Origin of the sequence: Nocardia cyriacigeorgica NBRC 100375, assembly GCF_000308555.1 — a bacterium.
Classification (GTDB): Bacteria; Actinomycetota; Actinomycetes; order Mycobacteriales; family Mycobacteriaceae; genus Nocardia; species Nocardia cyriacigeorgica.
The window spans coordinates 1-11447 of record NZ_BAFY01000235.1; the positions used below are offsets into that span (position 1 = coordinate 1).

Annotated in this window: 11 protein-coding genes; 4 read left to right on the forward strand and 7 right to left on the reverse strand. The window is 69.8% G+C overall.

The features are described 5' to 3' along the window. The 5 genes from RJ05_RS24050 to thiO form a co-directional block, all read right to left on the reverse strand. The coding region (locus RJ05_RS24050; protein WP_036540916.1) for an ABC transporter permease at nt 1-541 on the reverse strand (541 nt) is incomplete at its 3' end. Further along, a complete protein-coding gene (locus RJ05_RS24055; protein WP_036540919.1) occupies nt 541-1494 on the reverse strand; it encodes an ABC transporter ATP-binding protein in 954 nt (317 codons plus the stop codon). The genes RJ05_RS24055 and RJ05_RS24050, both read right to left, overlap by 1 nt. A 269-nt stretch (nt 1495-1763) precedes the next feature. Further along, the gene (locus tag RJ05_RS24060; protein WP_081597499.1) at nt 1764-2540 is read right to left on the reverse strand and encodes a thiazole synthase; all 777 of its coding nucleotides are present in this window, start codon (nt 2538-2540) and stop codon (nt 1764-1766) included. Further along, nucleotides 2533-2751 (reverse strand): sulfur carrier protein ThiS, encoded by a 219-nt coding sequence (thiS, locus tag RJ05_RS24065; RefSeq protein ID WP_036540921.1) that lies wholly within the window; start codon nt 2749-2751, stop codon nt 2533-2535. The genes RJ05_RS24060 and thiS overlap by 8 nt, the downstream gene beginning before the upstream one ends. After that, nucleotides 2748-3842: a glycine oxidase ThiO gene (gene thiO, locus RJ05_RS24070; protein ID WP_036540923.1), complete on the reverse strand. Its 1095-nt coding sequence runs from the start codon at nt 3840-3842 to the stop codon at nt 2748-2750. The genes thiS and thiO overlap by 4 nt, the downstream gene beginning before the upstream one ends. A gap of 52 nt (nt 3843-3894) precedes the next feature. Between thiO and thiE the strand changes: the two genes are divergently transcribed. Next, nucleotides 3895-4593 carry a thiamine phosphate synthase gene (gene thiE, locus RJ05_RS24075; protein WP_051016855.1) on the forward strand — a complete coding sequence of 233 codons (699 nt, stop codon included), beginning with the start codon at nt 3895-3897 and terminating at the stop codon, nt 4591-4593. Between the two features lie 3 nt (nt 4594-4596). Here thiE and RJ05_RS24080 read toward each other — a convergent pair whose 3' ends face one another. Then, nucleotides 4597-5277, reverse strand: coding sequence for an NUDIX hydrolase (locus tag RJ05_RS24080; protein ID WP_036540925.1), 681 nt, complete (start codon nt 5275-5277; stop codon nt 4597-4599). A 481-nt stretch (nt 5278-5758) separates the two neighbouring features. Here RJ05_RS24080 and RJ05_RS24085 point away from each other — a divergent pair, with 481 nt between their 5' ends. The 3 genes from RJ05_RS24085 (at nt 5759) to RJ05_RS24095 (ending at nt 10637) form a co-directional block, all read left to right on the forward strand. Continuing rightward, nucleotides 5759-6916 (forward strand): GlnX family signal transduction membrane protein, encoded by a 1158-nt coding sequence (locus RJ05_RS24085; protein ID WP_255220955.1) that lies wholly within the window; start codon nt 5759-5761, stop codon nt 6914-6916. Next, on the forward strand, nt 6913-7878 hold the full coding sequence (locus RJ05_RS24090) for a glutamate ABC transporter substrate-binding protein (RefSeq protein ID WP_036540928.1): 966 nt from the start codon (nt 6913-6915) through the stop codon (nt 7876-7878). The genes RJ05_RS24085 and RJ05_RS24090 overlap by 4 nt, the downstream gene beginning before the upstream one ends. A gap of 428 nt (nt 7879-8306) precedes the next feature. After that, nucleotides 8307-10637, forward strand: a complete 2331-nt coding sequence (locus RJ05_RS24095; RefSeq protein WP_373365080.1) for a serine/threonine-protein kinase PknG — start codon at nt 8307-8309, stop codon at nt 10635-10637. Between the two features lie 49 nt (nt 10638-10686). Here the strand turns inward: RJ05_RS24095 and RJ05_RS24100 are convergent. Beyond that, on the reverse strand, nt 10687-11447 hold a 761-nt coding region (locus RJ05_RS24100), incomplete at its 5' end, for an acetate/propionate family kinase (protein WP_036540931.1).

An 11447-nucleotide genomic window follows, 5' to 3' on the forward strand; every position in this document is an offset into this window, starting at 1 on the left:
ACAGCACGATCAGCGAGATCGCCGCCGCCGACTGCCGCACCAGCACACCGACCGCGATGGCCAGCGCCACGCACAGGAAGGTGTAGATGGGCAAGCCGTAGATCGTGCGCCAGTTGCCTTCCAGCACCAGGGTGGCGGCGGCTTCGGACCCGCCGACCAGCTTGCCGACCAGGAACGCGCCGAACGCGAGCACCGTGGTGAGCACTGCGCCGTAGAACCCGACGAGCGCGGTCTTGGTGAGGATCACCAGATTGCGGTTGGGCACCGCCTGGAACGTGGTGCGGATGACGCCGAAGCGGTATTCGCTGGTCACCGTGAGCGCGGCCATGATCATCAGGACCATGACGCCGAACCCGGACACGCCCGCGGTGACGGTGCCGATGTCGAGCGAGGGCACCTCGCCGGAGTCGATCCCCGCCGTGCGCACGACCAGCGCGAACAACGCCGCGAGGCCGAGGCCGAGCACGACGACGATCACCGAGCACCACCACGGCGACCTGGTCGAGGTCAGTTTGATCCGTTCCGCTTCCAGCACGCCGATCACAGCGCACCTCCCATCACCTGATCGTCGGTCCCGACACCGCCACCGTGGTACTGCACGGCGCCGCCGGTCATCCGCATGAACGCCTCCTCCAGCGAGGCCCGCTGCGGCGCGAGTTCGAACAGCGTGATGTCGTTCGCGCCCGCGAGCTTGCCGACCGCGTCACTGGTGACGCCCGCGATCATGAGGGCGGGGCCGTCCTGGCCGGTGCCGTCCTCGCGCACGGTCATGCCGTTGGAGGTGAGAATGCTGCGCAGCTGATCGAGCTGCGGGCTGCGCACCCGCACCGACGACTCGGAGGCGCGGTCGATGAATTCCTGGGTGGTCGAATCCGAGATGAGCTTGCCGCGCCCGATCACCACCAGATGTTCGGCGGTCTGCGCCATCTCCGAGAGCAGATGGCTCGACACCAGCACGGTGCGGCCTTCGGCGGCCAGGCGCTGCATGAACCGGCGGATCCACAGGATGCCCTCCGGGTCGAGGCCGTTGACCGGCTCGTCGAACAGCAGCACCGGCGGATCGCCGAGCAGGGCGCCGGCCAGGCCGAGCCGCTGGGACATGCCGAGGGAGAATCCGCCCGCGTTCTTACCGGCGACCTCGGAGAGGCCGACCAGCCGCAGCACCTCTTCGACCCGCGATTTCGGGATGCCGTTGGACGCGGCCATCCACTGCAGGTGAGCGCGCGCGGAGCGGTTCGGATGCACCCATTTGGCATCGAGCAGGGCGCCCACTTCGCGCAGCGGCTGCTCCAGGTCGTGGTACGGCCTGCCGTTGATCAGGGCGGTTCCGGCGGTCGGCCGGTCCAGCCCGAGGATCATGCGCATGGTGGTCGACTTGCCCGCGCCGTTGGGTCCGAGGAAGCCCGTCACCTGTCCGGGACGAACGGTGAAGGTCAGATCCTGAACCGCGACGGTCTGCCCGTAGTGCTTGGTCAGGCCCTTCAGTTCGATCATGCCTACAGCATTGCGCAGATTGCGCCTGCGCGCGTCGGTATAAAGGCTTGCGATCGGTCATCCTCGAGGATGATCTGGTGCCCGGGTACGCCCCAGGGGGCGCCTCGGGGTCTGCTGGGTGGTCGACGGACATGCCTCGAGGATGCGCTCGTCCCGCTCGGGTGGGTCCACGCACGGGCACATCGACAGTGCGAGCCTGCTCGACCGGCCGACAAGCCACCCGCTGGGCCGGCCGACGAGGCCGCTTGCGCTGGGCGTCCGTCGAATCCTCAGCCGAGGGCGGGCGAGGACGCCTGAGCCCAGAAGCGCTTGGGAATCCGGCCCGCCTCGCGCGCCAGCCGACCGGCGCGAACGGCATCGGCCATGGCGGCGGCCATGAGCGCCGGCTGCCTGGCTCGGGTGACCGCCGTCGCCAGCAGCACTGCCGAGCAGCCCAGTTCCATGGCAAGAGCGGCATCGCTCGCAGTGCCGATCCCGGCGTCCAGGATCACCGGGACGCCCGCTTCGGCCACGATCATCTCGATATTGTGCGGATTGCCGATGCCGAGACCGGTGCCGATGGGGGCGCCGAGCGGCATCACCGCCGCACAGCCCGCTTCCTCGAGCCTGCGGGCCAGGATCGGGTCGTCGTTGGTGTAGGGCAGCACCACGAAACCGGCGTCGACCAGCTTTTCCGCGGCGTCGAGCAGTTCGATCGGGTCGGGCAGCAGGGTGCGCTCGTCGGCGACGACCTCGAGCTTGACCCAGTTGGTGTCGAGCGCTTCGCGGGCCAGTTGCGCGGTGAGCACCGCCTCGGCGGCGGTGCGACAGCCGGCGGTGTTCGGCAGCGGGGCGATATCGAGGCGCTTCAGCAGGTCGAGCACGCCGGTGCCGCCGGCCGCGTCGACCCGGCGCATGGCGACGGTGGTCAGCTCGGTGCCGGAGGCCACCAGGGCCTCCTCCAGCACGGCCAGGCTCTCGGCGCCGCCGGTGCCCATGATGAGCCGGGAGCCGAACTGCCTGCCCGCGATCTCGAGCGGAGCGTCGGGGGCCACCGGGTCAGCCACCTTGGACCGCCGTCAGCACGTCGATCTGCCAGCCGCGGCCGACCGGCTCGTCCCAGCGCGACTTGGGGAACACCGCACCGTCGACGGCCAGCGCCACACCCTGACAGGGCAGCTCCAGCCGGGCGAGCAACTCGCGCACGGTGAGCGGTTCGGCGAACTCGTGGTCCTGGCCGTTCACGGTGACACCGATGGGCACAGATATCGCGGTCATCGAACTCCTCCTGCGGATGAGACAGCCGGCGCGGACGGCGCCGAAAAGCGTTGCGGATCAGCGGAAGCCACCTCGGGCAGTGGGGCGCCGGCCAACTCGGCCAGCACCGCGTCGGCGGTGATGGCGGTGGTGAGCATGCCGTTGCGGCCGTGTCCGGTGGCGGCGATGATCCGGTCGGTGAGCCTGCCGATCAGGGGCAGATTGTCCGGGGTGCCCGGGCGCGAACCCGCATTCGCTTCGGCCAGTTCGTATTCGCCGATCCCGGGCAGGATGGCTTCGGCGTCGGCGATCAGGTCACGGACGCCGCCGACGGTGACGGCCACATCGAAGCCCGCCTCGTATTGCGTTGCGCCGACCACGATTCCGTCCTCGCGCGGCACCAGGTAGACCGGCCTGCCGTGCACCCGGGCCCGGATCACCCGGCCCGGAACCGGCTGGGCGCCCGGCCGATGCCGCAGCCGCAGGATCTCGCCCTTGACCGGACGCACCGGCAACCGCGGGTACAGCCCGGCCGAGGCAGCGCCGGCGGCCAGCACGATCTGGTCGTGCGGCAGGGCGTCGAGGTCGTCGACGGTTTCGGCCCGCACTTCGACCCCGACGGCGTCGACGGCCACCCGCAGCGCGCCGAGCAATAGCCGGTTGTCGATGGCGGGTTCGGCGGTGGCGAGCATGCCGGCCCGGACGGTGCGGGCCAGTCCTGGTTCGAGCGCACGTACCCCCGCGCGGTCCAGGATGTGCAGGTCGTGGCCGTGTCCGCCGACCCAATCGGCGATGGTGTGCAGGTCAGCGGCGTCGGCGGCGTCCAGCGCGACCGTCAGGGTCTGCTCGGCCACGTACACATCGGTTCCGGTGGTGGCTTCGAGCCGCGCGGCGAACGCGGGCCAGTGCGCGAGTGCGGCGGCGCCGAATGCGAGAACGGCGTCCTCGCCGGGCCAGCCCTCCGATAACGGCGCCAGCATTCCGCCGGCAACCCAGGAGGCGCCGGAAGCGACAGCCGGATCGAACAGGGTGACCGTCCACCCGGCCTCCGCGGCCCGCCATGCCGCGGCGAGCCCGATGGCGCCGCCACCGACGACGGCCAGAGTGGGCATCGGTTCCTCCTCGTGTTCGCATACCCACGGTAGCGCGGCTACGGTCGAAGGCGTGCAACCCTCCCACCCGAACCGACCGCTGCCGCCACGGGAGCGCCTGGCTTCCGCGCGGTTGTATCTGTGCACTGACGCCCGGCGGGAAAAGGGCGATCTGGCCAAGTTCGCCGAGGCCGCGCTCGCGGGCGGAGTCGACATCATCCAGCTACGCGACAAGGGGTCACCGGGCGAGCAGAAGTTCGGCCCGCTCGAGGCCAAGGCAGAGCTCGGTGCCCTCGCCGAATTGAAGGCCGCCGCCCGCAGGCACGGCGCACTCGTCGCGGTCAACGACCGGGCCGATCTGGCGCTCGCCGCGGGGGCGGACGTGCTACATCTCGGCCAGGGCGATCTGCCGCCGTGGTACGCCCGCCGCATCCTCGGCCCCGACGTGGTGATCGGCCGCTCCACTCACAATCGCGCTCAGGCCGGGCTGGCCGCCATCGACGAGCACATCGATTACTTCTGCACCGGGCCGGTCTGGGCCACACCGACCAAGCCGAACCGCCAAGCCGCCGGGCTGGACCTGGTCCGCTCCACGGCCGAAGCGCACCCGACGCGTCCGTGGTTCGCCATCGGCGGGATCGATACGCAGAACCTGACCGAGGTGCTGGCGGCCGGGGCCGATCGGGTCGTGGTGGTGCGGGCGATTACCGAGGCGCGCGATCCCGAGGCCGCGGCCCGCGAGTTGAAAGCGGCGTTGCTCGCCAACGTTTGACGCTCAGGACAGGATCTGGCCCGTGGTCAACGCCAGCGCCCGGGCGGGTTCGGGCTGATCGGCGTCGGTCGGGTCCGCCAGGCCCTCGACGATCGTCGCGAAGTCGCCCGGCCCATCGGCGACCGCGTGCAACCAGATGAAGCCCTGCTCGGCCAGGTCGACGGTGCGGGGCAGGGCCGCGGCCAAGGCCGGCGCCTGGGCGATGCCGGCCAGGTCGACCCGGGCGGGTACGGCGCGCAGTTCGGGCCACGCCAGCGCGAAGCCGGGATGCAGTGGGCGGGCGTCCACCTCGTCTTCGGGCACCCAGGCCAGCTCGACGCTCTCCCGGTTGGCGCTGGTCGCCAATGTGTGCGCCGCGTCGGCGACGACGGTCGTGTAAGTCCACCCGCTAGGCGCGCAGGCCGTCACCCGTTCGGCGCGCACGCGCAGGTCGGTCGAGGCGATCCCGGCTTCCTCCCAGGCTTCACGGACCGCGGCGTGCATGGGTGTCTCGTGGCTGTCGCGGGCGCCGCCGGGCAGCGCCCAGGTGCCGCCTTGATGACTCCACGGGGCACGATGCTGCAACAAGACCGCCGAGCCGCCGCCGGCCAGCGGCGCCCGCAGCAGTAGACCGGCAGCCCCGAACTTTCCCCAGTGGCGGACCCCATCCGGTCCGCGCGACCAGCCGTCGCCGTCACCACGCATTTCGCACCATCCTCGTCACCTGGCACTCCCTATAGTGCCGCACGCGCCGCCTCGCGTGGGCGGCCTCCGCGCGACACCCGGCGAACCCGGCCGGGATCGGCCGTAAGCCCCCCAACATCGGCCACACGCCCCACACATCGGCTCGAGGGCACTAACCTTGGCCGGTTAACAACGTCGACGGCCGGTCACCGAGACCTGATGAGTTGTCGGCGCACGGGACGGGGCCAGACAGAATAGGCTCCGAAACAGCGCAAATAGGCGCCCCTGAGCGGGGAGGTGGACATGACGCGGTTGGCAGCGGATCGGGCGGCGGCGGTACTGGAGCCGGCGACCGATTCCGAGCCGCCGAACGGGAGTGGGCGACGGCTCCCGGTGCGTCCGCATGTGCGGGCGATGCGTGAGCAGCTCGACCCGGCCAATCTACGGTCCTTCGCCCGGTCCACGCCGGGCCGGCTGATCGGGGTCGGCCTACTACTGGCCCGTGGTGTGCCTTGCCGCCGGCGCGACGACGGCGGCGACGGTCAATGAACGCCAGAACGGGCTCGACGTGCTGCTGGTCGAAACCGAACCAGACGCGCACTCCGCCCACCGCATCTACACCTCGCTCTCGGTGGCCGACGCCGCCGCGGCGACCGCGTTCATCTCCGGCGGGCTGGAACCACAGCATGTGCGCGACCGCTACAGCCAGGCGGTCGGCGAATCGGCGGCCGAACTCGCCGCGCTGTCCGGTGAGGGCCCCGACCAGCGGTTGCGCACCGGCATCGCGACCGGACTCCCGGTGTACACCGGGTTGATCGAGACGGCACGAGCCAACAACCGCAGTGGATATCCGGTGGGCGCGGCCTATTTGAGTGAAGCGTCGAACCAGATGCAGACCACGCTGTTGCCGATGGCGGGTGAACTCCAGCAGCATCGTTCCGACGCGGTCGACGACGCGCAACGTCATCATGTCCGGCCGCCGTGGATCGCGATCGCGTTGCTCGTGCTCGCACTGGCCGGATTGATCTGGGCCCAAGTCGATTTCGCTCGCCGCTGGCATCGCACGTTCAATCCCGGTCTGCTGCTCGCCGCGGGCGCGGTGCTGCTGTTGCTGATCTGGACGGTGGTGGCGGGATCCATCTCGGCCACCGCGATGATCCGCGGTCGCGATGACGCCGCCCGAGCGGCCGACCGCCTGACCGAAAGCCGCATTCTGGCCCAGCAGGCCAGGTCCGCGGAAACCCTGAAGTTGGTGCGCCGCGACGCCACCGGCGATTACGACCTCACCTACGACGCCAACCGCACCAGGCTCACCGAACTACTCGCCGACGACGCCCCAGGCGCGTCGGATGCCCGTGCGGCCCTCGACCGTTGGCATGCCGCCCATCAACGGATGAACGAGGCACTCGATCGCGGCGATTTCGTCGCCGCCGCGGCGGTGGCGACCGGACCGGGCGCCGACGACTCCGCCGCCCAGGTGGACGCGCTCGATCAGGCACTGGCCTCCGGAATCGCCGACACCAGGGACAATCTGCGCGACGACATCTCGCAGAGCGCGCGGGTGCTGGACTTCCTCGCCCCGGGCGCGCTGATTCTCGGCATACTTGGTGCGGCATGCGTGGCCCTAGGTATCTGGCCCCGACTGCGGGAGTATCGATGAAAACCGTTCGTACCGCGCTCGTCTTCGCCGCGGTCGCGCTGATCGGCGGCTGTACGGCCGAACCGGTCACGCGCACCGGCATCGATGGAATCGATTTCACCGAGCCGCCGCTGCCCGCGCAAGCGGCCACCATCGCGACCGACGCGAGGGTGTCGCCGAAACCTGAACCCGATTGCGGCGATCCGACCGCGAGCCTGCGGCCCGACAATGCCACCAGCGGGCCGACTCTCGACGCCATCCGGGCCCGTGGTCGGCTGGTGGTCGGTCTGGACGCGGGTTCCAATCTGTTCAGCTTCCGGGATCCGATCAGCGGCGCCATCGTCGGCTTCGACGCCGATATCGCCAGGGAGGTCGCCCGTGATCTGCTCGGCAGCCCGGATCTGATCGAATACCGCAGCCTGTCCTCGGCCGACCGGGAGAAGGCGCTGCAAGAGCATTCGGTCGATCTCGTGGTCAAGACCATGACCGTGACTTGCGATCGGCGGCAACGAGTTTCGTTCTCCACGGTGTACCTGCTCGCCCATCAGCGGGTACTCGCCGTCAAGGGCTCCGGTATCGAAAGCCTCGCGGACCTGGCCGGTAAGCGGGTCTGCGTGGTGGCAGGCACCACCTCGGTCGACCACATCCGCCGCTATGAGCCCAAGGCCACCATCCTGACCGTTCCCACCTGGGCCGACTGCCTCGTGGTGCTGCAACAGCGCCAGGTCGACGCCGTCAGCACCGACGACGCGATCCTGGCCGGCCTGGCCGCCCAGGACCCCTACACCCACATAGTCGGCCCGAGTATCAGCGACGAGCCGTACGGCATCGGCATCTCCAAGGGCAACGACGACCTGGTCCGCTTCGTCAACCGCACCCTGGCCCGCATCCGCACCGATGGCACCTGGACCCGTATCTACGACCGCTGGCTGTCGGTCCTCGGCGAAACCCCGCGCCCACCCGAACCGGTCTACCAGGACTGACCATGCACGACACCGGCGTCGACCCAGACGAACCCGCGACATCCGACGATGCCGCGGGACCTGGCGATGCCATCGACGCCGGTAGTGCCGCGGACAGCCGTGCTGCCGCGGATGCCGAACCGACCCGGCCCGCGCAGCGCCGGTCCGCCACCCGCGGGCGTCACGCGAAGGCCGACACCGGAGCGACACCTCGGCCTTTCGACACAACGGCTCAGATGCCGTTGACGTCGGCACCACTCGACGGGCCCGTCCCATCGCCACTCGACCCGCAAGCGCCCTCGGCCCAGGAACCGGGCCAACCCGGCGACGACGAACCACGCAAGACCGGCAGGCGTGACCAACCTCCGTCGGCGGTCCCGGGCGGGATACCCGCGCCGACCACCATGGTCACGCCCGCACACACTTCGGTAGCCGGTCCGGCGGCCGACCTGCCGCAGGAAGACGAGCGGCCGGATTCGGCTGCGCAGGAATCGCCGGACACCCGGCTCGGCCCGGACACCCAGCTTTCCCCCGGAACCCAAGTCGGTCCGGGCACCCAGGCTTTCCCCGGCACCCAGGCGACCCCCGGCCGCACCCGCGCGCCGGCGAGCGATTCCGCCGCCACCATGCGGACCTCCGGCCGCAGCGTGCGGACCGCGCTCTCCCGTCCCGCGGTGCGCAAATTGGGCGCCGGGCTGGTGGAGATTCCCACGGTGGAGCCGGCCGATCCGCGCGCGGCGGTGCTGTCGAATCCCGTTGTCGCGGAGGGTAAGCGGTTCTGCTGGCGATGCAGTTCCCCGGTGGGCCGCACGACGCCGACGCACCCGGGCACCACCGTCGGAACCTGCGACAACTGTGGCGCGCCGTTCGACTTCCGCCCGTCCCTGCACCCCGGTGACATGGTGTCGGGTCAGTACGAGATCCAGGGCTGCCTGGCGCACGGTGGGCTGGGGTGGATCTATCTGGCGATCGACCGCAATGTGAGCGATCGATGGGTGGTGCTCAAGGGGCTGTTGCACGCCAAGGACGCCGAGGCGCAGGCGGTCGCGATGGCGGAGCGGCAGTTCCTGGCCGAAGTGGCGCATCCGAGCATCGTCAAGATCCACAATTTCGTCGAGCACACCGGCTCGGACGGCACCACCGTCGGCTACATCGTCATGGAGTACGTGGGCGGGCGGTCACTGCGCGACATCCTCGACAGTTATCCACGACCCGAGCGGATGCCGATCGCCGAGGCCATCGCCTATGTGCTCGAGGTGCTGCCCGCGTTGGACCATCTGCATTCGATCGGCCTCACCTACAACGACCTCAAACCCGACAACGTCATGGTGACCGAAGATCAGGTCAAGATCATCGATCTCGGCGCCGTCGCCACCATCGAAGCGTACGGAAACCTCTACGGCACCAGAGGTTTCCAGGCGCCGGAGATCGCCAAGACCGGGCCGACCGTCGCCACCGACATCTACACCGTCGGCCGCACGCTGGCCGTGCTCACCGTGGACATGCCGATGGAGCACGGCCGCTACCTCGACGGAATCCCCGACCCGGCCGACCATCCCGTGCTGGCCCGGCACGAGTTCTTCTACCGGCTGCTGCTCTGTGCCACCGACCCGGATCCCGCTCACCGATTCCCGTCCGCCCGCGCCATGACCGCGCAGCTGGCCGGTGTGCTGCGCGAGATCCTGGCGATGCAGACGGGTGTCGAACATCCACAACTGTCCACAGTGTTCAGTCCACAGCGGGCCGGGTTCGGCACCGAAGAACTGCTGGGGCAAACCGACGCCTACGCAGATGGCATTCCGCGCAGCACGAAGCTGTCCGCGCGCGAGGTGGCGCTGGCGCTTCCGGTGCCGGTCGTCGACCCGGCCGATCCGTCGGCGCCGCTGCTGTCGGCCGCGGTGCACCCGGATCCGGAGCACGCGCTCGAGGCACTGGACGACGCGCGGGAGCGCGCCGCCGCCGATCCGGACAACGCACCGCCGAATCTGGAGGTGGAGCTGCGGTTCGCGGAGGCACGCGTGCATCTGGATCGCGGCGAACCGGCGGCCGTCACCCATGTCCTCGCCGGTATCCCGGCCGCCGCACGGGATTGGCGCGTCGACTGGTACAGCGGCCTGGCCGAGCTGGTCGAACTCGATTTCGAGAAAGCCTTCGCCCGCTTCGATGCGGTGCTGAATGTCTTGCCCGGTGAGATCGCGCCCAAGCTGGCGCTCGCGGCGACCGCCGAACTGGTGCTACAGCACTGGGATTCGCCAGATCCGGAGCAGTGGCGCGCGTACGCGGAGAAGTTCTACGCCACCGTCTGGCGCACCGACCACGGGGTGGTGAGCGCGGCGTTCGGCCTGTCGAGGCAGCTGATCGCGGCAGGCCGGGTCGACGACGCCGTCCATGCCCTGGACGAGGTGCCTGCCACCTCCCGCTACTTCACCACCGCGCGAATGACGGCCGTCCTGCTCCTGCTGACCGCTGCCGCGCCCGCCGAACTCGATGAGACCACTCTGCATTTCGCGGCCGCCCGAGTACAGGCTTTGCCGTCGAACGAACACCGCGCGGTGCAATTGCGCTTGCTGGTGCTCGGTACCGCGCTGGCCTGGTTGCAGGCCGGCCACACACCGAAACGCCCGGACGCGACGCTGCTGGGCGAGCCGTTCACCGAACGCGATCTGCGCGACGGCACCGAAGCGGGTCTGCGCACCCTGGCCCGCATCTCCCCCAACCGCACCCATCGCTACGCGCTGGTCGATCTCGCCAACGCCATCCGGGCGCAGACCTGGTTCTGAGCACGTCGGCAGGTTCGCATGCTGCGTCGGGCGGGCACGTCGGCCACGCCTACCATTGCTCGGCGACGACTGCCTGAGCCGCCCGGGCGATGGCGAGTTCCTCGTTCGTCGGCACTACCAGCACGGCAACCTCGGCGCCGGCCGGTGAAATGAACCGCGCCGAGCGGTCTTTCGCCCTATTCCGTTCCGGATCGACGGCGATCCCGAACCGCTCGAGCCCGGCCAGCGCGTCCGCGCGGACGTCTGGGCTGTTCTCCCCCACGCCCGCGGTGAAGGTGATCGCGTCCACCCCGCCGAGCTCGACCAGGTAGGCGCCGAGATAGCGGCGCAGCCGGTGAATGTACACGTCATAGGCCAGCCGCGCGGCCGGATCACCATCGTCGATGAGCCTGCGCAGTTCACGGAAATCGTTGACGCCGGACAGGCCCTTGAGTCCCGAATTGCGGTTGAGCAGTTGATCGACCCGGTCGATGTCCATGTTCGCGGTGCGCATCAGATGGGCGATGATGCCGGGGTCCAGGTCTCCGGAGCGAGTACCCATCACCAGGCCTTCGAGCGGGGTCAGGCCCATCGTGGTGTCGATCGGCCTGCCGTTGCGGATCGCCGACGCCGACGCGCCGTTGCCGAGGTGGAAGACGATCTGCGAGACCTCCTCCGGCTCCCGCCCGAGCAGTTCGGCCGCCCGCCTCGACACGTACTCGTGCGAGGTGCCATGGAACCCGTAGCGGCGAATACCGTGTGCCTGAGCAACTTTTGCGTCGATCGCGTAGGTTTTCGCGGCATCGGGCAGATCGTGGAAGAACGCCGTAT